Genomic DNA, 20617 nt, shown 5'->3' with positions numbered 1-20617 from the left:
AATCGATCGTCAGGAGTAGCCGATGGTTCCCCGTCCAGCGCGCCTCGTCCTGTCCGCCGCCGTCCTCGGCCCGCTCGCCGGCCTCCTGGTGAGCGCGGCACCCGCCCCCGCTGAGCCTGGAAATCCAGCACCGGTCACCGTCCCCGCGATCCGCCACTGGACCGGCGGCGCCGGGAGCTGGGAGCTGGTGCCCGGCTCGCGCATCGTCGTCGACCCGCGCGACAGCCGCGAACTGCACCCGCTGGCGCGGCTGCTCGCCGACGAGCTGGCCGAGCAGGAGGGCATACCGCGGCCCCGGATCGTCAGCGCACCGGCGCGGCCGCACGACATCCGGCTCGACCTCGACGCCGGCCTGGCGGGCGACGTCGGCGACGAGGGCTACCGGCTCGAGGTCGGCGAGACGGTCACCATCGCCGCTGGCGCCCGCGACGGCGCGTTCTACGGCACTCGGACGCTGCTGCAGGCGCTGCGGACCTCCGACGCCGCGGGGATGGTGGCTCGCGGCACCGCCGTCGACTGGCCGACGTTCGCCGACCGCGGCCAGATGCTCGACGTCGGCCGCAAGTACTTCCCGGTCGACTACCTCAAGCAGCAGATCCGGCAGCAGGCGTGGTTCAAACTCAACACGTTCCACCTGCACCTGTCCGACTGGAACGGGTTCCGGGTCGAGAGCGAGCTCTACCCGGAGATCGTCTCGCCGCAGCACTACACCAAGGCCGAGCTGCGAGACCTCGAGGCGTACGCGGCGACCTACGGGGTCACGATCGTCCCGGAGATCGATCTGCCCGGACACGCCGCCGCGATCAGCGCCGCGCGCCCGGACCTCGCGTTCCAGTGCGAGACCATGTCGCGCCCGAACAACAGCTGGGAGGGCTCGGACCGCGGCGGCTGGACGCTGGACTACACGAAGCCGGCGACTCGGGAGTTCTCCCGCCGGCTCGTGGCCGAGGTCGCGGCCATCTTCGACAGCCCGTACCTGCACATCGGCACCGACGAGGTCCCGCTGCGGCCGGCGCAGGAGGCCTGCCCGGAGCTGGCCGCCTACCAGCACGAACGCGGCTACCCGTACGTCGGCGACGTGCTGGTCGAGTACATCACCGAGCTCGACGAGATGGTTTACGCCGCCGGCAAGACCACCCAGCTGTGGCAGTGGTGGGACTTCCAGCAGCCGACCAGCATCGATCCGCCCACGCGCGTCGTCGTCAACGAGTGGCTCAGCCCGCCGGCCGGCCGGGTCGCGCAGGGCTACCGCACGATCGGCGTCCAGGACGGCCCGCTCTACGTGAGCCCCGGCTTCGGCGCGGCGCCCGGCTCGTATGGATTCTTCGACGTGCGCACGACCTACCGCGACTATCCGTTCTGGGACATCGACGGCGTGCTCGGCTACCACGTCGCCCGCTGGTCCGACCGGACGCAGCAGCTGCCGGTCGGCTGGGTCGACTACTTCGCGCGGCGACCGCTCGCCGTCGTCGCCGACCGCACCTGGGCCGCGCCCGGCGGCGACGTCCGGCCCTTCCTCGACCGGTTCGACCGCGTGGGCGACGCCAACCCCGTCGGCACCCCGGACCCGGCCGACCTGGCCTCGGAGATCGGCGCGAACACCGGGATGCTCAGCCAGGCCGGCTGGACGGCGTCCGCGTCGGACGAGGAGACCGCCGGCGAGGACGGCCGGGCCGTGAACGCCGTCGACAACGACCCGTACACGCACTGGCACAGCCGCTACGACACACCGCTGCCGCACCGGCTCGATGTCGACCTCGGCGCGGTGCAGCGGATCGCCGGCGTGCGGTACATGCCGCGGCAGGACGGCGGCGTCAACGGCAAGGTCCGCGACTTCGAGGTGCTGGTGTCGGCCGACGGGTCGGACTGGCGGACGGTCGCGAGCGGCACGTTCGCCGAGGACCGGACCGAGTTCATCGTCCCGTTCGCCGCCACCGAGGCGCGGCACGTCGCGCTGCGGGTGCTGTCGGAGTACGGCGTCAGCAACCGGTTCGCGGCTGTGGCCGAATTCGACGTCGTCCGGGCCCGGTGAGCCGGGTGCGGCGCATCATCGTGGCGCTCGCCCTGGTGACGGCGACACTGGCGGCAGCGCTGCCGGCCGCCGCCGGACCGGTCGCGAGCGCGGAGCCGGCCGCGTACGAGGAGGCCGGCTGGAGCGCGCGACCGGCGGTCGAGGCGGCCCGGCGGCTGCTGCCCGACCACGCCCGGCGCATCCGGTTCGTCGCCGAGGAGCCCGGTCCCGGCGGCGACCACTACCGGATCGCCGCCCGGAACGGCCGGGTCGAGATCGGCGGCACCAGCCCGGCCGTACTCCTGACCGGCCTGAACGCCTACCTCGGGGAGTTCGCCGGCGCGAACGTCTCGTGGACCGGCGAGCAGCTGGACCTCCCCGCCCGGCTGCCGCTGCCGGACCGCGAGCTCGTCCGGCCGGCCACCGTCACGCACCGCTTCGCGCTCAACGACACCGACGACGGCTACACCGGGCCGTACCGGGACTGGGCCGATTGGGAACGGCTGATCGACGTGCTCGCACTGCACGGGGTCAACGAGGTGTTCGTGCCGGTGGGCGCGGAGGCGGTCTACTACGACACGTTCCAGCGGTTCGGCTACACCGCCGACGAGCTGCGCGCCTGGATCCCGCCGCCGGCGCACCAGCCGTGGTGGCTGCTGCAGAACATGTGCTGCTTCCCGAGTCCGGTGTCGTCGTCGTTGATCGAGGAGCGGGCCGAGCTGGGGCGGCGGATCGCCGACCGGCTGCGGGAGCTGGGCATGACGCCGGTGCTGCCGGGCTACTTCGGCACCGTCCCGGCCGGGTTCGCGGCCCGCAACCCCGGAGCGCACGTGGTGCCGCAGGGCGACTGGGTCGGGTTCGAGCGGCCGGGCTGGCTGGACCCGACCGGCGTGCACTTCCCGCGCGTCGCCGCGGAGTTCTACCGCAGCTCGCGGGCCCGGTTCGGCGACTCCGCGATGTACAAGATGGACCTGCTGCACGAGGGTGGCACCGCCGGCGACGTCGACGTGGCGGCGGCCAGCGTGGCGGTCGAGGACGCGTTGCAGGCCGCCCGGCCGGGTGCGATCTGGGCGATCCTCGGCTGGCAGAACAATCCGCGGCCCGAGACGCTGGCCGCCGTCGACCGGTCCCGGATGCTGATCGTCGACGGGCTGTCCGACCGCTACGACGGGCTGGACCGCGAGGCGTCCTGGCAGGGCACGCCGTACGCGTTCGGCTCGATCTGGAACTTCGGCGGGCACACCACGATGGGCGCCAACGCCGGTGTCTGGAACGAACGGTTCTTCGCCTGGCGTGACCGCCCTGGCAGTGCCCTCGACGGCATCGCTGTGCTGCCTGAGGCCGGCGCCAACAACCCCGCCGCGCTGGACCTACTCACGTCGCTGGCCTGGCGCGACGGCCCGGTCGACCTCGACGCCTGGTTCACCGACTGGGCCGACCGCCGCTACGGCGGGTCGGACCCGTCCGCGCGGGCGGCGTGGCGGACGCTGGGCCGGACCGCGTACGCGCTGCCGTCCGGCGACTGGTCGGAGGCGCAGGACGGGCTGTTCGCGGCCGAGCCGAGCCTGACCGCCGATCGTGCTGCCGAGTGGTCGCCGAGCGCGCTGCGTTACAACGCGGCGGCGTTCGCGGCCGCGCTGCCGGCGCTGCTCGACGTGGCGCCGGAGCTGCGGTCGTCGTCGGCGTACGCGTACGACTTGGCCGATGTCGCGCGGCAGGCGCTGGCGAACCGGAGCCGGCTGCTGCTGCCGGCGATCCGGGCCGCCTACGAGGCCGGCGACCTCGACCGGTTCCGCGCGCTGACCGGCGAGTGGATGACGCTGCTGGAGCTGGTCGACGAGGTGGCCGCGACCAATCCGCACTGGCTGCTCGGACGCTGGCTGGCCGATGCCCGGTCGTGGGGCGCCGACCCGGCGGAGGCGGACCGGCTGGAGCACGACGCGCGGACGCTGCTCAGCGTGTGGGGGACGCGGGCGGGTGCGGCGGCCGGGCTGACGGACTACGCGAACCGCGAGTGGTCCGGGCTCGTGTCGACGTACTACGCGCCGCGGTGGCGCGCGTACTTCGACGATCTCGAGGCGGCGCTGGCCGAGGACCGGGCGCCGGAGCCGATCGACTGGTACGAGTTCGGCGCCGCATGGGCGGCGCGCACCGACCGGCTACCGGTGGCGCCGTCAGGGGACGTGCACGAGGTCGCCGGGCGCGTGCTCGCGCATCTGACGGAGCACCCGCTCGCGCTGACCGCGTCCGCCGAGGCCGACCGGCCGGTCGTGACCACAGAGACGCCGGCGCGGGTGACCGTGACGGTGACCAACCCGAACGAGTTCACCGCCGCGACGGACGTCGCCGTCGAGGTCGTGACGCCGGACGGGCTGACGGCGACGCCGGTCGGCGGCGGCACGGTGCCGTCGCTGCCGCCCGCCGGGTCGGCGCGGCTGGAGGTCGACGTCGCGGTGACCGCGCCGCCCGCCGATCTGGTGGTCCGGCTGCCGGTGCGGGTGACGGCGGACGGCGTCCCGGCGGCGCCGGTGGCCGGATCGGTGCGCCTGCTCACCGACGACAGTGTCGAGCCGCCGTACGCGTCGGTCTCGTTCAACGACGCGACGTTCGGGCAGCGCGGCGACCGGTTCGCGATCGTCGGTGGTGGCGGCGACCTGTGGGGCGGGACGAACGAGTTCGGCACCGTCTACCGGGAAGACGCGCTGACCGACAGCACGTCCGTGACCACGACCGTCGTCGCACAGGACCCGACCTGGCCGTGGGCCCGGGCCGGACTGATCGCCCGCGACGATCTCGCCGTCCAGGGCTCGGCCGGGTACGCCAACGTCGCCGTCACGCCCGGCAACGGCTGCGTCTTCTCGTGGGACGCGAACGGGGACGGCCGCCTGGACTCGGTCAGCCAGGCGCCGTCGTTCGCCGCGCCGGTGCACGTGCGCCTGACCCGGAGCGGCTCGTCGTTCGTCGGTGAGTGCAGCGCCGACGGCCTGACGTGGACCCGGGTCGGCTCCGCGGCGCTGCCCGCCGATGCAGCCGTCGACGTCGGGGTGTTCATGAGCGCCGTGAACGTGGTCAGCGGTGCCACCGGAATGGTCGAGTTCGACGGGTTCCGGATCGAGTCGGTTTCACCCCTTGTGGGCGATGCTGGCAGCGCTCGATAATGCTCGGTACTGAATTGAAAAGTGCAGATTCGATCAGAGGAGTGATGGGCGTGGCCCTTCCGCACAGGTATCGACCCTCTCGTCGTGACGTCATCAGGACCGGTGCCGCGCTGGGCGCGGCCGCCGGACTCGGCGGGATCGGCGCCGGAGCGGCGGCCGCCGCCGACGTCGCGGCCGGCGCCGAGGACACCCGCCGCGAGCCGCCGCGCGTCAAGGGGCGTGAGCGGTCCATGGCCGAGGTGCCGTTCGAAGGCTTCGACCAGGTCCGCGTGGGCCTCATCGGGCTCGGCGAGCGCGGCGGCGGCCAGGACGTCCGCTGGGGCGCCGTCTCGGCCGTCACCGCCGTCTGCGACATCCGGCCGGAGCGCGTCAACCGCACCATCGGGCGCATCATGGCGCAGGGCTTCCAGGACACGGAACCGGTCGGCTACTCCAACGGCGAGGAGGACTTCCTCAACCTCGTCCGCCGCGACGACATCGACCTGATCTACGTCGCGACGCCGTGGGAGTGGCACTATCCGCAGGCCAAGGCCGCCATGGAGCACGGCAAGCACGTCGCAGTCGAGTTGCCGATCTCGCCGCACCTGGACGAGATCTGGGACCTCGTGCGCACGTCGGAGCGCACCGGCAAGCACTGCATGCTGCTCGAGAACGTCAATTACTTCCGGCCCGAGCTGCGGATCTTCAACATGGCCAAGGCCGGCCTGTTCGGCGAGCTGCAGCACGCGTCCGGCGGGTACGTGCACGACCTGCGCTGGCCGTACCTCTTCGGCGGGGCGTACCACCCGGAGTACTGGCGGCGGCGCTGGCAGACCCGGATGAACGCGCTGCACTACCCGATGCACGGCCTCGGCCCGGTCTCCGCGGCCCTGGGCGTCAACCGCGGCGACCGCTTCGCCGAGCTGGTCGCCGTCGCCACCCCGCCGATGAACCTCGCCCTGTTCCGTGAGAACGACCCGCGGGTCGGCCCCGACCATTCCTCCTGGCAGGACGACGAGTACATCTCCGGCGACCGCCACACGGCACTGATCAAGACCGCGAACGGCCGGATGATCCGGGTCGAGCACGACGTCAACTCGCCGCACCCGTACAGCCGCGAGACCACGCTCACCGGCAGCAGCGGCGTCGTCGAGCTGGACAACGGCCGCATCTACCTGGAGTCGCTCGGGCACACGAACCACACCTGGCGGACCGGAGCGGAGTTCAACGCGATCACGGCCCAGCACGACCACTGGCTCTGGCCGGCACTGGAGGACCTCGCCGACCAGTACGGCGGCCACGGCGGCGGTGACTTCATCGCGATCTTCCGCCTGGTGCAGCTGATGCGCCTGGGCATGACCCCCGACATCGACGTCTACGACTCGGCGGCCTGGTGCTCGGTCATCCCGCTCAGCCACGAGTCGATGAAGGGCGGCAGCATCACCTCGGTGCGGGTGCCCGACTTCACCCGCGGCTACTGGGAAGACCCGCGGCCCACCTTCGATCGTGAGCGGCCCGAGGACCCCTGGCTGGACGGCTGACGGCTCGCGCCTTCGGCTGGCGGCGGGTTGCGCGGGATGCCGGTCCCGCGCACCCCGCCCAGAACCATGATCAAGAGCGGGTTACTGTCGCCAGAACGGTAGGAACTTGCTCATGATCATGGTTCTCCCGTGATCTGTTGGGGGTTCGTCGGGTGCGAGTCGTCCTCGCCCTGGCGGGTAGAAAGTTCCTCCCGGCGGCGGGCGGTCAGGGGGCCGTGCCGTAAATGCCGAGCTCCCAGATGGAGTAGCCCCACGAGGTCGCCCGGTCGACGCCCTGGATGCGGACGAACCGCACCGGCTCGGGAGTGTCGACGCGGAGAACGTCGAGACCGCAGGTGGAGTCGGTGACCTCCGCGAGCGGCGCGAAGGTGGTCCCGTCCACCGACGCCTCCAGCCGGTACGCGGTCGCACATGCGGCCTCCCACGACACCGTCACGGCCACGATGTCGGCCGGCGTCGGCAGCTCGACCTGGACCCACTCGTCGTCGCTGTAGCCCGAGGCCCAGCGGGTCCCCGAGTCGCCGTCGTTGACGTGCCGCGCCGCCAGCCGGTCGAGGTTCTGCTCCACACTGGACGCGGTGGCGACACCGTCGGGCGCGAGGTTGCGGGCGTCGCCGATGGTGTCCCACAGCTCGACCCGCAGCCCGAGCTCCACCAGGAAGGTGTCGAGGACGCCGTCGGCGATGCGCACCGGCGCCCGGCCCCAGGTGTTGCGCGGCGGCTCGACGACGACGGCGCCGGCCAGCTCGGCCAGGTCCCGCGACTCCGCCAGCGCCTGCTCGGCGGCCGCGTCGTCGTCGACGACGCGGGCCTGGACGGCATCGAGCATCCGCTGCGCGGCCCGGCCCCACAGGACGGCCGCGTCGAGCCACGGCGCCGCCTCGTCGACGAACCGCGGGTCGACGGCGGCCCGGATGGCGCCCGGCGCGCCGGTGATCGCGTCGGCGCGGGGACGTAGTCCCGTCACGGCCGCCGCCGGGTCGCCGTCGGCGAAGACCTCCCAGAACGCGGCGATGTCGGCGGCCAGCGCCGGGGCCTGCGGCTGCCACGGCGCCCCGAAGCTCGGCGCGAGGTGGTTGAGGTCGGCGAAGACCTCCAGGGCGCCGGCTGCCTCGGCATCGCCGCCGGCCAGCAGCCGCATCGCCTGGCGCCACGACCGCTGCGCGTCGTAGCCGCGGTCGTTCCAGGTGAAGTCGGCGAAGCCGAAGATCGCGATCTTGCTGGCCGCCGCCTGGTTCATCGGGTTCGACACGATGCCGGCCAGGTGGTCGGAGAGACCGGGCTCGCGCTTGTCGTACGGCGCGAGCAGCAGCCGGCCGCGGGTGTTTCCGTAGTCGTTGACCGGATAGTTGTCCCAGACGAACACGTCCCGCCCGAACAGCGACGATGCCTGCTCGGCCTGCTCGACGGTGATGCTCGGCGGCACCACGTCCGTGCCCGTCCACATCACCACGACGGCCGGGTCGAGGTACGTGCGCCAGGCCTGCTTGTACGGTGTCTCGGTCAGGTCGCCGTACTGTGTGGGCACGGTCTGCAGCGGCTGGACGCCGTCACGGGCGGCGACGAACTCCTGCTGGACGAACGTGAGCAGCTCCGCCTGCGCCCGGCCGACGCTCGCCTGGCTCGGGGTGCCGTAGCGCTGCCGGTCCTCGTCGCAGTTGAACTGCAGCGCGATGTCGTCAAGCGGGATTGAGAACGCCCGCACGCCGAGGTCGTACATGGCGTCGAACTTGGCCAGCAGGGCGCCGCGGTCGGCGGCGCCGGAGTAGCAGATCGTGTTGCCCGGCGAGAGCGCGAACGTGAACCGGACGTGGTGGCCGGTCGCGGCGGCGGCCAGCTCGGCCAGCTCCGCCGCCTTGTCGGGCGGGTACGGCTCGCGCCAGCGCTCCCGGTGGTAGGGGTCGTCCTTGGGGGCGTAGATGTAGGTGTTGGCCTTCACTCGCCCGTAGAACGCCAGCTGGTCGAGCCGGTCCGCGTGCGTCCACGGCGCGCCGTAGAAGCCCTCGATGGTCCCGCGCAGCGGCATCGCGGGGAAGTCGGTGACCTCCACGCCGGCGATGCGGTGGTCTCCGTCGTCGGTGCGCACCATCAGTTGCCCCAGCGTCTGGACCGCGTAGAACTGCCCGGCCGGGTCCGTGCCACCGAGCGTCACGGTGCCCAGCCGGCCCACGGCGCGGTCGACACGCAGGGCATACCCCTCGGCGTGCGCCGGCACCTCGGTGTCACCGAGCGCGCCGGCGACGTCCGCGCGCGCGGCCGGCCCGAGGTGCACCGTGAGCGGCGTCCGTCCCTGCGGCTCCGTGACGACGTCCACCCGGCCGGCGCCGTTGTCCTTCAGCAGCTCGACCAGCAGGTCGAGCGCGGCAGCGTCGGTGTCGTCCGTCGCCACGACCTCCACCCGTCCCGGCACGACGACGTCGGCGCCGATCCGGTCGATCTGCTGGGGCGTCGGTGAGACGACGGGAACGGTGACGGCCTCCGGCGCCGCGGGCGCCGGACCGGCGGCGGCGAGCGGGAGGAGGACGGCGGCGACGGCGGTGGAAGCGACGAGGCGAACGTCGGATGCCATGGGCGACTCCTGCACGATCTGGCGCGAATTAGACGGGGCTCGTTCACGTCCAAGCAATGTGCAGATGACGATGGTCCGCCGGATTCGCCCTGTCAAGACCGGTATGTTCCGGCCGATCGGTGGCATCCGCGGCCAGCGGCCGATCAGGGGCAGGCGACGTGGCGGAGGGTGAGGTCGAGGTCGGTCACCTTTCCAGGCGCGACCCGGGCCGTCACCGTCCGCGGGATCCAGGTGTCGTCCCCGGTGACGACGCGTAGCGGGTTCTGCTTCACCGGGAGCCAGAGGACGTACCGGCCGGCCGCGTCGGTGCGCAGGGTGTGCGACTCGTCGCGGCCGTCGATCCAGACGTCCATGTCCGCCAGCGGCACCGTCGAGCCGTCGCAGGCCAGGCCGGAGAGCGTGCCCGCCACGGCGCCCCAGGTGCGCGGGGCGACGGCGTCGAAGGCGACCTGGACCTCGCGCTGGTCGTAGGGGGTGTCGTCGCCGCGGACCAGGATCGCGCCGGTGTAGGACCCGGGCCCGTCACCGGCCGCTCCGGTGAGCGACACGACGACCTCCGTGCTCTCGCCCGGCGCCAGCGTCGTGGTCCCGGCCGCCAGCGACAGCCAGGACGCGTCGCGGTCGCTGCCGCAGTCGGTGTACCCGGGCAGCGTCTCGCTGAACGGCCGTCCGGCGTAGCCGGCATTGCCGCCGCCGATGCGGTGGAAGCCGCATGTGCTGCCGCCGCGGGCCAGCGCGTTGGCCGCCGCCGGCAGCTCCGACCACACGTCGGCGACGGGGTCGTAGGCGAACCCGCGCTTGGTGGAATCGTGGTAGCGGCCGCCGCTGACCCCACCCGACAGCAGCAGGCGACCGTCGGCGACGGTGTGCGCGGCGCCGGACAGCTCCATCGGCAGCGGCGCCACCGCGGTCCACGTGTCCATCTTCGGGTCGTAGGCGTAGGTGGCCGTCTTGGTCGGTCCCCGCTGGTACAGGCCGCCGGCGCAGTAGCCCTTGGCCTCGATGGCGCCGCAGGCCGGCTCGGCGATCGGCTCGGGATAGTCGGCGACCTGCTCCCATTCGCGAGCCACCGGGTCGTAGCGGAACACGTCGTCGGTGCCGCAGTCGGAGTCCTCGTCGCTGAAGCAGCCGCCGACGACGTACATCATCCCGTCGAGCACGAAGCTGCCGGCCAGCATGACGGGGATCGGCGCGCCCGGCTCAGTGGTCCAGCTGTTCGTGGCCGGGTCGTACACGTCGGTGCCGGGAGAGATGCCGTTCTCGTAGATGCCGGGCTCGCGCCCGCCGGTCACGTAGAACTTCCCGTTCACGAACTCGCCGGCAGGTGCGCCGCGGCCGTGCGGCATCGCCGGCAGCGGCACCCAGCCCTCGCCCGACGCCGGGTCGAGGACGAACCCGCGCGTGGTCGCGTAGTCGAACGCGGATTCGCCGCCGACGGAGTAGATGCGGCCCCCGTGCAGGCCGGCGACGTTGTCGACGATGTTGATCGGGTAGTCCGGCAGCGCCTGCCAGACCGCCGACCCGGTGTCGGAGGCGAGCGCGGCGGTGGCCGACCCCGTCGTCCGTGGGTGCCCCTCTGTGTTCGGGACGAACGAGACCGGCCGCTCGGCCAGCACGACCGTGGCCGGCGCGGTGCCCTCGTTGGTGACAGTGACCGTCGCGGACTCGCTCCCGCCCAGGTCGCCCGCCGACGACACCGACGAGACGCTGGTCGTCAGCATCCCCGCACCCAGTGAGAAGTCCGCCGTCGCGGTCGTGGCGGCCGCGATCTGCACCGAGCGGGTGCTGTCCTGGTACTGCAGCCGGGTCGCGGTCACCTCGTGCGAGGCCGTGACGGGGACGAACATCCAGTAGAAGCCGGCGCCATCGGTCGTCGCGCTCGCCGCGCCGGAGGCGGTCGTCACGACCGAGCCGGCCACGGGCGCGCCGGTGTTGCCGTCCGTCACGTGCCCGGCGAGCAGCCCGCCGTCCACCGGGTCGCAGCTACGGTTCCCGACGAACACATCGTCGAGCTGCCAGCCGTTGGCCGCCGTGTACGGACCCTCGTGGTACCGGAACCGCACCCGCACGTCCGAGCGCCCGGCCGCCTGCGGGATCGGGACCGACTCGGTCGCCGGCCCGTACACCGGCTCGACCCGGTGCCAGACCGTCTCCCAGGTCGCACCGCCGTCGAGCGACAGGTCGACGTCGGCGATGCCACCCGGCTCGTCCCAGACCCAGGTGTCGAAGTGGTGCGCGAAGCCGATCGCCGGCTCGGCCACGCCGGTCAGGTCGAGCACCGGGGTCACCAGCGACGTGTCCTGCCGGGTGACGTAACCGTAGAACTCACCGTCGACGATCGCGAACCCGGACCGGCCGCCGGTCAGGTTGCCGCGCTCACCGGGGTCGTCGAACCGCCACTCCTCCGCGGCGCCGATCTCGTCGGTGACGGTCCACCCGGCCGGCAGCCCGTCGTCGAAGCTCGCGGCGACGCCGTCGGAGACCAGCGCGTAGCCGGGTGCGAAGCAGCGCACCGGATCGACCTCGAGCGTGATCTCCTGCCCCTCGCCGGACAGCTCGACCGTGGCCCCCGGATAGCCCGGATACCGGCTGGTCACCGTCGCGGAGTGCGACCCGGGCGGCAGCTCCAGCGAGAACGCGCCGGTCACCGGGTCGGTCACGGCCGTGACACCGGCGGCCGTGACGTCCGCCCACAGCGGCCAGCCCTGCCCCGAGCTGTCGCGCACCGTCCCGGTCAGGGTGACGGTGTCCGCGCCGGCCGCGGGCGCCGCTGCGACCAGGCCCGCGGCGGTGAGCGCGACCGAGACCACAGCCGCGACACTGCCTCGACGTCGGTTCATCGGTGCTCCCTGTCGATCACGCCGGGCGGTCATCGGCCGCATCCGGTCTGGCGGAGGGTGAAGTCGCGGACGGTGTCGCGGCCGGCCCGGACCCGCAGCTCGGCGGTCTGTGGTTGCCAGCCGCCCTTCACGACGACCGCGGCGACCGGGTTGGCGGTGCGGTCGAACCAGGTCGCGTACCGGCCGTCCGTGCCGGTGACCAGGGTGCGCGATCCGGTGGCGGCGTCCAGTTGCACGACGGCGCCGGGCAGCGGTGCGGTGGTCCCGTCGCAGGCCTGGCCGCGCACGGTTCCCATCAGCCGTCCCCAGGTCGACGGCGCCGACACCGTCAGGTGGACGGGGATCGCGGCGGCGTCGTAAGGGGTGTCGTCGCGCAGCACCAGCGCCGCCGAGACCGTGCCCGGCTGCTCCAGCGCGCTGGCGTCGAAGGTCAGCGTCACCTCGGCGGACTCGCCCGGAGCCAGCGTGAGCGACGGCGGGTCGGCGGCCAGCCAGCCGACAGCGTCGCCGGAGCCGCAGTTGGCGTACCCGGGCAACAGGGCGGTCGCGCTGGTGAGCCCGGGACCGGTGCTGCCGCCGACGGTGTGGAAGCCGCAGGCGCTGCCGGCCCGGTAGACCGGCACGGGGGCGTTCGGGAGCGGCGACCACGTGTCGGTGGCAGGGTCGTAGGCGAACCCCTCGTTCGTGATGACCTCGGCGTCGTCGGTGACGCCGCCGGACACGATGAGCTTGCCGTCTGCGGCCGCGTAGGCCGAGCCCCACAGGCCCAGTGGCATCTCGGCCAGCTCCGTCCAGGTGTCCGTCGCCGGGTCGTAGACGTAGGTGGACGTGAGCTCGTTCAGCCCTTCACCGCGTGCGCCGCCGGCGCAGTAGAGCTTGTGGTCGATCGCGCCGCAGGACACCAGCGCGGTCTCCTCGGGATAGTCGGCCACCTGCTCCCACCGCCCGGCGGCGGCGTTGAGCCGGAGCACGTCGGTGCTGCCGCAGTCGCCGGGGCAGCCGCCGATGACGTAGAGCATGTCGTCGAGGACGGCCGAGCCGGCGCTGGTCACCGGCTTCGGCATCGCCGGGCCGGGCGACCAGGTGTTGGTGCGCGGGTTGTACACGTCGACGTCCACGCGGGTGGCGCCGGTGTTGCTCCAGCCGCCGGCCGCGTAGAAGCGCCCGAGCAGGAAGCCGCCGAGCGGCCGTTGCCGGGCCCGTGGCAGCGGTGCGATCGGCTCCCACTCGCCGTCGCCGTCGTGCGCGTACGCCGCGTTGGTCGCGCCGGAGCCGTTGGTGCCGCCGATCGAGTACACCCGGCCGTCCAGCACGTCGACGGCGCTGTCCATGACGCCGAACGGGTAGTCGGCCAGCAGTGCCCACGGTGCGATCGGCTCGCCGGCCGCTGCGGTGCCGGCGGCGCCGCCGCTCACGTCAGGGCCGGCGGTGAACGTCCCGGGCACCCGCTGCACCGGCGCGCCGGTTCCGGTGGCCGCGGGTGTGCTGACGCCGGGCCGCTCGGTGAGGTCCAGCGTGGCCGGCGCGGTGCCGTCGTTGGCGACGGTGACCGTCGCGCTGCCGGTGCCGCCGAGCGGGACGGCGCCGTCGACCCGCTCCTCGCGGATGTCCAGCCGCCCGGCCGGCAGTGCGAACTCGACCGGCGTGGTGGCGTCGGCCGCGACGTCGACCGTGACCGTCGTGTCGGTGTAGCGGGTCCGGCTGCCGATGAACGCCTGCTCACCGGGATTCGGGACGAACGTCCAGAAGAAGCCGTCGCCGAGGCCGGGGTCGTCCGGGGTGGCGACGGTGGTGACGGCGAGCGCGGGGTCCGCCGCGCCGGTCACGGTGGACCCGACGATCGGCGTGCGGGTGTTGGCATCGAGCACGTGCCCGGTGAGCAGCCCACCGGCGACGGTGGCGCAGTTGCGCTGACCGAGCACGACGTCGTCGACCTGCCACCAGCCGTTGAACGCCGAGGCGAACGTGAACCGCACGCGAACGTCCGGCTGACCGGCCGCCGCGGGGATCGGCAGCTGCAGCTCCTCGCCGTAGATCCCGTCCAGGCCGCTGTGCTCCCAGACGGTCTGCCAGGTGGCGCCGCCGTCGACGGACAGGTCGACGCCGATCCGTGCGTCGGAGGAGTAGTCGGTCTTGAACCACAGCGCCGGGACGTCCACGCCGGTCAGGTCGACGACGGGCGACACCAGGTCGGTGTCCTGCCGCCCGTCCCGCCCGTAGAGCGGACTGAAGACGGAGGCGAAGTTGCCCTCGCCGCCGGTGCGGTTGTAGTCGTCGTGCGGGAACCGCCAGACCTGGCCGTTGCCCACGTGGTCGACGACGGACCAGCCGGGCGGTGCGGTGTCCGGATCGAACGTCTCGGTGTAGGCCGCGACACGGTCGCGCTCCTCGTAGCCCGGGGCGGTGCAGGCGTAGCCGTCGGCGACCAGCGCGACGTCATGGCCGATGTCGCCGGTGAGGTCGATGGTGGCGGTCGACGGCGTCAGGCCCGGGTAGACGCCCTCGACGGTGACGTCGTAGCCGTCCCCGGCGGGCAGCTCGATGGCGTAGCTTCCGTCGGCCGGGTTCGTGTAGTAGGTGCCGGCCGGGACGCCGTCGACGGTGATCGTGGCGTAGAGCGGCCAGCCGTGGTCCGAGCCCTCGGTCACGGTGCCCGTGAGCGTAGCGGTCGGCCGCGCGGTCAGCGTGAGGTCCAGGGTCGTCGTCTCGCCGGTCCGGACGGTGGCGGTGCCGCCGGCGTCGGCGTAGCCGAACAGCTCGGCGCGGACCTCGTACCCGCCGACCGGCAGCCGCACCGACCAGGTGCCGTCCGGTGCGGTGCTGAGCCGCCGGTTCGCCGGGCCGGTGAGGGCGATCGTGGCGCCGCCCAGCGCCGCGCCGCCGGCGTCGGTGACCGTGCCGCGCAGCACACCGGTGTCGCCCCGCGGCGCCGCCGCGACCGCCGCGTGGATGTCCAGCCGGCCCTCGCCGTACACGTTGTTGTTCTCCGGCGTGCCGCCGCAGCTGGTGTCGTCGGTGTCGATCGCCTTCTCGTCCAGCAGCGCGCGGGTCGCCTCGATGTCGCCCAGCACCACCGGCGACGACGACCACAGCAGCGCCACCGCCCCGGAGACGTGCGGCGTCGCCATCGACGTGCCGCTCCAGCTGGCGTACGTGCCGCCGGGCAGCGACGAGCGGATGCCCACGCCCGGCGCGGCGATGTCCGGCTTCGTCTCGCCCTGGTAGCCCGGGCCGCGGCTGGACTGCGGGTCGATGACGTGGTTCACGTCGTACATGCCGGTGCTGTAGGTGGCCGCGCCGTTGCCCGGGTTCTCCGCGGACCCGCACGCCGGGCCGGAGTTGCCGTTGGCGAACGCCGGGAAGATGCCGGCGGCGGCCCACGCCTCGACCAGGTCGTCGTACCAGCGCGCCGTCGTACCGCCGCCCCACGAGTTGTTGACGACGTGCGGGCGCAGGTCCGGCCGCGGGTTGTCGCCGTCGAGGTCGGTCGGCGCGATCATCCACTCGCCGGCGGCCAGCAGCGAGAAGTCAGTGCAGCTGTCGCTCTCGCAGCCCTTCGCCGCGATCCAGCGGGCGCCCGGCGCGACACCGATCTGCGCGCCCTCGCCGGTGCCTGTCATGGTGCCGGTGACGTGGGTGCCGTGGCCGTTGTTGTCGCAGGGCTGCGGTGTGCTGCCCGCGCAGACCTTCGCGGGGTCGTACCAGTTGTAGTCGTGGTCGAACGTGCCGTCGCCGTTGTTCCCCCGATACTGCCCGACCAGCGCCGGGTGCTCGAACTCGACGCCGGTGTCGATACTGGCGACGACGATGTTCTCGCCCTTCGTGCCGAAGTCGGTCCACACGTCGTCGGCGCGGATGTCCGCCACGCCCCACTCGACGGCGGCCGCGCTCAGCGTCGTGGCGTCGTGCCGCGGCTCCGGCAGGTCGTAGGTGCGGGCCGGCTCGATCGCGGCGACCTCCGCCCGGCCGGCCAGGCGCGCGGCGAGCTCCGCCGTCCCGTCGAAGACGTAGATCGCGTTGGACGCGTGGAAGGCGCGGTACTCGACGCCGGCCGCATCCAGCTGCCGGCGGACGGCGCGCTGGCTGCGCTCCGCTGTGTCCTGGAGCGCCTCGACGACGGCGGCGCCGCGGTCGGCCCAGTCGTCGACGGCGGCCGCGGCGACGAGGTCGGCGCGCTGCTCGAAGCCGATCAGGAAGTCGGCGGTGCCGCCGTCGTCGAGCTGCCGGGACAGGGTGGTGTCGACCTTTCCCGCGGCGCCGGCCTCGGGCGGCGCCGCCGGAGATCCCGCCGGAGCGGAGGCCGCGGGGGCGGCGGTCAGCGCCGTCAGGGACAGCAGTGCCAGGGCGGTCGCGAACCAGCGGCGACGGGGGGAGTCGTGCCTCACGCGGGGTCTCCTCGGTCACGAGCCTCGTGCACCGTGCGCCGGGGTGCTGGCGTGAGGGCACAAGAGGGGGCAATGCCGACGTTTGCGGGTGAACGTAGCGGCTGTGCCGGCCGCGGGGCACCACCTCACGTGTGACGCATTAGAGTCACGTCACACTTATGACACTGCAGAACGACGGCGCCGCGAGGCGCCCACGGCTGTCGGCCATCGGCCTGAGCGAGGCCGAGGAGTCGGTCTACCGAGCCCTGCTCGACCTCGGTCCGGCCACCGGCGCCGACCTCGCCCGGCGGCTCGGCTGGGACCAGCGCGAGGTGCGCACCGCCGTGCGGGCGCTGGAGGCGTCCGGGCTGGCCGGCCGCACCACCACCCGGCCGCCCCGGTTCACCGCGGTCCCGCCGGAGGTGGCGTTCGAGCCGCTGCTCATGCATCGCCAGCAGGAGCTGCAGGAGGTGCGCGCCGAGGTGCATTCCCTGCAGCACCGCTTCCGCGAGAGCATGCTGGTCTCGTCCGCGGCCGACGCGTTGCAGCTGGTCACCGAGCCGGCCGCCATCGTGCAGCGGTTCGAGCAGCTGCAGCTGTCGGCGCGCTCGGAAGTCATGGTCTTCGACAAGCCGCCCTACGTCGGATCCATCGAGGGCAACATCGACATCGAGCTGCGCATGCTCGCGCGGGGCGTCCGGTACCGCGGCCTCTACGACCGGCAGGCGCTGGAGGAGCCGGCGAAGCTCCGCGCGCTGAGCGAGCTACTGGCGGCCGGCGAGGAGGCCCGCTGCATGGCCGAGCTGCCGATGAAGCTCGCCATCGCCGACCGGGAGGTCGCCATGATGCCGCTGCGCGTGCGCGAGAGTACCGGCGCGCTTTTGGTGCACGCGTCGTCGCTGCTGGACGCGCTGTGCGCGCTGTTCGAGACGCTCTGGAACTCGGCGGCCACGGTGAACCTGGCCCGGCCCGACGGCGTCGACGACATCCTCGGCCCCGACGAGCACCTGCTGATCGGCCTGGTCGCGTCCGGCATCAAGGACGACGCGATCGGCCGCCAGCTGGGCGTCGGGCGCCGCACCGTGCAGCGGCGGATCACCGAGCTGCAGGAGCGCCTCGGCACCACGACACGCGTCGGACTCGTGGTAGAGGCAGCGCACCGCGGCTGGATCTGACGCCGGCGCCGGTGCGTGTGATCTCTCCCGGTGACCCTGTCGTGGCTCCGCCCGCCCGGCCGCCGCCTCACCGAGAAGTTGATCGTGGAGTAACCGGGAAGTTGGTGGGCGAAATGCCCGATTGATTCCCCGATTTCTCCAAGATCAACTGGAGGTGGGCGGGCGGCGAGGTAGGCCTGGCCCGCTCGAGGTGCTGAACGGCATCGTGGTGACGGTGTCCGCCCGCGCGACGAGCTCGTCGAACTCAGCGCGGTTGGTGTCCTTCACGATCGCGTCGCGGTAGTCGGCCGCCGGCAGCACGACGTCGACCTCGCCGCCCAGGTCGAGGATGACGTGCGCGAGGCGGGGTCAAGCCGCGTCGACGGGGGCGACGCCGCTGATGCGGTGGACCGCGAAGGAGCGGACCTCGCCGCTGCGGTGATCGAACGCCGACAGCCAGCCGCCCTCGATGCGGGCGGGGTCGACCAGGCGTTCCGTCGTGGCGCCGTGTTGGTCGACGTAGCCGATCCAGACCGTCGCGCCGGTCTCGAGCGCTTCGCGCAGGTCGGCCAGCGTCGTGGCGGCGGTCGTCCGGCCCAGGCGGCCGCGCGCGCCGTCCGCCGGCCGCTCCGCCCGCGACCGGTCGCCGGCCCGCAGCGCCCGGACGGCGGCACCGAGCAGCGTCTCCTCCGGCGCCGACAGCTCGGCTAGAGCGGACCGCGGCGCGAACCGCGTCGCCCGGCGCGGCTCCGCGCGGCCGATGACGATGGACCCGTCCGCGGCCTCCGGCACCGGACTGAACCCGAGCTGCCGCAACCGCTCGACCAGCGTGTTCGCCGCGATCGACGACGCCAGGACGGTGGGCGCCAGCCGCCGCAGGCTCAGGCTGGCCGAGCGCGGGTCGGCCATGATCGCGGCCAGGACGGCTTCGTCGTCGCAGCGGACGAACGCCGACGCGGCGCCGACCCGCAGCTGTCCGTGCGTGCGCGCGACGTCGTCGACGAGGTACGTCAGCGGCTGCGGCACCGGCGTGCGCGAGATGGTGGCCAGGAAGGCGTGGACGTCGGAGGCGGTGCGGCCGGCGTCGAGCGCCCGCCGCAGTGAGCCGGCGGTGAACCGGTGCACCGACGCGCCGCCGCGGCTCTCGACGTCGGACAGCAGGCTCAGCTCGCGCTCGAGGTCGGCCCGCAGCGGACCCGGTGCGATCGCCGTCAGGTCGGCCTGCAGCAGCACGTGGTCCAGCGGCTGCGGCAGGCTGGTCCGCACCGCGTCGGCCGCCGCCGCCACGACCCGGTCGCCGCTGCGGCCCTCGAGTAACGGCCGGGCGAACGACGCGAGCGCGCCCATGCCGGTGAGTCCGAGCTGCTCAGCCTCGCGCAGCGTCCAGCGGGCGAGGTCGTCGCGGAATCGGCCGGCGCGGCGGGGCCGGCGCCACCGCAACGCGGCCAGCACGCCGACGAGGTCGGGCGCCCAGCCGGCCGGCAGCCTGGACAGCTCCTCCAGCACCAGCCGGCGGACCTCGGGCGCGGCCGGACGCTCGAGGTCGCGGCCGAGCGGCGGGATCGGGCGGTCCTTCTCGTCACGCGTCCCCGCGACGCCGGCGACCCGGCTGGTGGTGAGCCATGCCTGCACGAGGACGGCCCAGCGGCGGGACGGGTCCTCGCGCCGCCACGCGTCGAACTCCGGCGTCGGCAGCCACACCTCGTCGGCGTTGTCGCCGACGGCCACCAGCCCGGCGGCGTAGGCGACCTCGGCGATCAGTGCGGCGCCGGCCTCGTCTGTGTCGAGCAGCTCCGGCAGCCGGCGCAGGTCGCGCACGCCCAGCCCGCCGGTGCGCAGGACCGGCGGCGGCTCGGCCGCCCAGGTGTCGAGCAGCAGCTCGATCTTGCGGGTGAGGTCGAACGCTCCGGCGCCGGCGGTGCGGTCGACGATGTCAGGGGAGCGCTCGGTGACCGACGGGGTCGGCGGCGCCAGCTGGAGGTCGGTGTGCACACGGCCGCCACGCAGGCGCAGCGCGACCTCGCGCGGCAGCACCACCGTCGTCGAGTCGACGGGCACCAGCAGCCCCACCGCCAGCAGCTGGTCGATCGGCGTTCGCGCGGTCGCGCGGTGCACCTCGCGCAGGGCGTCGTCGATGCGGCCGGTCGGCGGTCCCGGGGTCAGCGCCGCCAGCGCCGAGCGGGCGTCGTCGGTGAGGCCGTCCAGCAGCGCCCCCAGCGCGGCGGGGTCGGTGAGCGCTCCCGCGACGGTGTCGACGTTCCCGGCGTGATCACCGGCGGGGGTGAGCCCGAGGCCGTCCATGATCGAGGCAAGCCGCGACGGCGACAGCGCGAGCAGCGCCTGCCGGGCAGGCGGGCCGAGACCGGCCGGATGCGGACCGACGATCTCGTGCACGATGCGCGGCAGCCGCAGGTCGTCGTCGGTACCCCACAGCAGCGCCTGCGTCCGCAGCGTCGCCAGCGCGTCGTCGACGGCGGCGGCCGGAGCACCGAGGGAGCCCCGCACGTCGGCGGGGCTCATGGGTGCCGATAAGATCAACAGCGCGTCGACGACCTGGAGCGTGAAGCGGTCCATCCGGTCGAGCGCCCGGACGGCCGACGCCCGGGTGGTCGCCCGCGAGGCCAGCTGCGAGACGTCGGCGGGCACCGGGACCAGAAGGTCGGGCCGGGCACGCAGCAGCGCCGCCAGCTCGTCGTCGGCGCAGGCGCGCAGGTCGTCGGCAAGACTGCGCGGAGCCGAGTCGTTCCCGGTCATCCGCTCTACGGTACGGCGTGCATCTGGCCTGCTGCGAATCAGAGCTTGCGCAGACGCTCCAGGAGCTCCGCACTGCGCTCGGCGGCCTCGACCCGGGCTTCGATGTCGGCCGCCTTGAGCTCCGCGGTGATGTCGGGATCTACGGGAACCTCGAGGGGCTTGCGTCGTTCGACAGTCACATGCGGGACATTACCGGCCACTCGGAAGTGGATCCAAGCCCCATCCCATCGTTCGGGTGCGCCAAGAT

Annotated in this window: 10 protein-coding genes; 4 read left to right on the top strand and 6 right to left on the bottom strand. The window is 73.4% G+C overall.

The genetic code is table 11. The features are described from left to right. Nucleotides 1–22 precede the first annotated feature (22 nt). The 3 genes from E1262_RS18075 to E1262_RS18065 are packed head-to-tail and all read left to right on the top strand — an operon-like array spanning nucleotide 23 to nucleotide 6689. Nucleotides 23–2032: a family 20 glycosylhydrolase gene (locus E1262_RS18075; protein ID WP_132104533.1), complete on the top strand. Its 2010-nt coding sequence runs from the start codon at nucleotides 23–25 to the stop codon at nucleotides 2030–2032. Nucleotides 2033–2037: 5 nt separating this feature from the next. Next, the gene (locus tag E1262_RS18070; RefSeq protein ID WP_203453987.1) at nucleotides 2038–5169 is read left to right on the top strand and encodes an alpha-N-acetylglucosaminidase; all 3132 of its coding nucleotides are present in this window, start codon (nucleotides 2038–2040) and stop codon (nucleotides 5167–5169) included. A 50-nt stretch (nucleotides 5170–5219) separates the two neighbouring features. After that, nucleotides 5220–6689, top strand: coding sequence for a Gfo/Idh/MocA family protein (locus E1262_RS18065; RefSeq protein WP_203453986.1), 1470 nt, complete (start codon nucleotides 5220–5222; stop codon nucleotides 6687–6689). A gap of 205 nt (nucleotides 6690–6894) precedes the next feature. Here the strand turns inward: E1262_RS18065 and E1262_RS18060 are convergent, their stop codons facing one another. The 3 genes from E1262_RS18060 to E1262_RS18050 form a co-directional block, all read right to left on the bottom strand. After that, nucleotides 6895–9258, bottom strand: coding sequence for a glycoside hydrolase family 84 protein (locus tag E1262_RS18060; RefSeq protein WP_132104531.1), 2364 nt, complete (start codon nucleotides 9256–9258; stop codon nucleotides 6895–6897). Between the two features lie 143 nt (nucleotides 9259–9401). Next, nucleotides 9402–12098 carry a carboxypeptidase regulatory-like domain-containing protein gene (locus tag E1262_RS18055; protein ID WP_162605972.1) on the bottom strand — a complete coding sequence of 899 codons (2697 nt, stop codon included), beginning with the start codon at nucleotides 12096–12098 and terminating at the stop codon, nucleotides 9402–9404. A 29-nt stretch (nucleotides 12099–12127) separates the two neighbouring features. Further along, nucleotides 12128–16483 carry a S8 family serine peptidase gene (locus tag E1262_RS18050; RefSeq protein ID WP_132104529.1) on the bottom strand — a complete coding sequence of 1452 codons (4356 nt, stop codon included), beginning with the start codon at nucleotides 16481–16483 and terminating at the stop codon, nucleotides 12128–12130. Nucleotides 16484–16641: 158 nt separating this feature from the next. Between E1262_RS18050 and E1262_RS18045 the strand changes: the two genes are divergently transcribed. Further along, a complete protein-coding gene (locus tag E1262_RS18045) occupies nucleotides 16642–17637 on the top strand; it encodes a helix-turn-helix domain-containing protein (protein WP_132104528.1) in 996 nt (331 codons plus the stop codon). A gap of 144 nt (nucleotides 17638–17781) precedes the next feature. Here the strand turns inward: E1262_RS18045 and E1262_RS30415 are convergent, their stop codons facing one another. Genes E1262_RS30415 through E1262_RS30410 form a run of 3 tightly spaced genes read right to left on the bottom strand, consistent with a single transcriptional unit; the run spans nucleotide 17782 to nucleotide 20549 of the window. After that, the gene (locus E1262_RS30415) at nucleotides 17782–17937 is read right to left on the bottom strand and encodes a hypothetical protein (protein ID WP_162605971.1); all 156 of its coding nucleotides are present in this window, start codon (nucleotides 17935–17937) and stop codon (nucleotides 17782–17784) included. Between the two features lie 48 nt (nucleotides 17938–17985). Then, nucleotides 17986–20370, bottom strand: coding sequence for a helicase C-terminal domain-containing protein (locus E1262_RS18040; protein ID WP_132104527.1), 2385 nt, complete (start codon nucleotides 20368–20370; stop codon nucleotides 17986–17988). Nucleotides 20371–20408: 38 nt separating this feature from the next. After that, entirely contained in the window at nucleotides 20409–20549 is a 141-nt protein-coding gene (locus E1262_RS30410; RefSeq protein ID WP_157574734.1) for a hypothetical protein, read from the bottom strand. Between the last annotated feature and the right edge of the window lie 68 nt (nucleotides 20550–20617).

Origin of the sequence: Jiangella aurantiaca (assembly GCF_004349105.1) — a bacterium.
Classification (GTDB): domain Bacteria; phylum Actinomycetota; class Actinomycetes; order Jiangellales; family Jiangellaceae; genus Jiangella; species Jiangella aurantiaca.
Note: the sequence above shows the minus strand (reverse complement) of the source record. Positions and strands in the feature narration are given on the sequence as shown.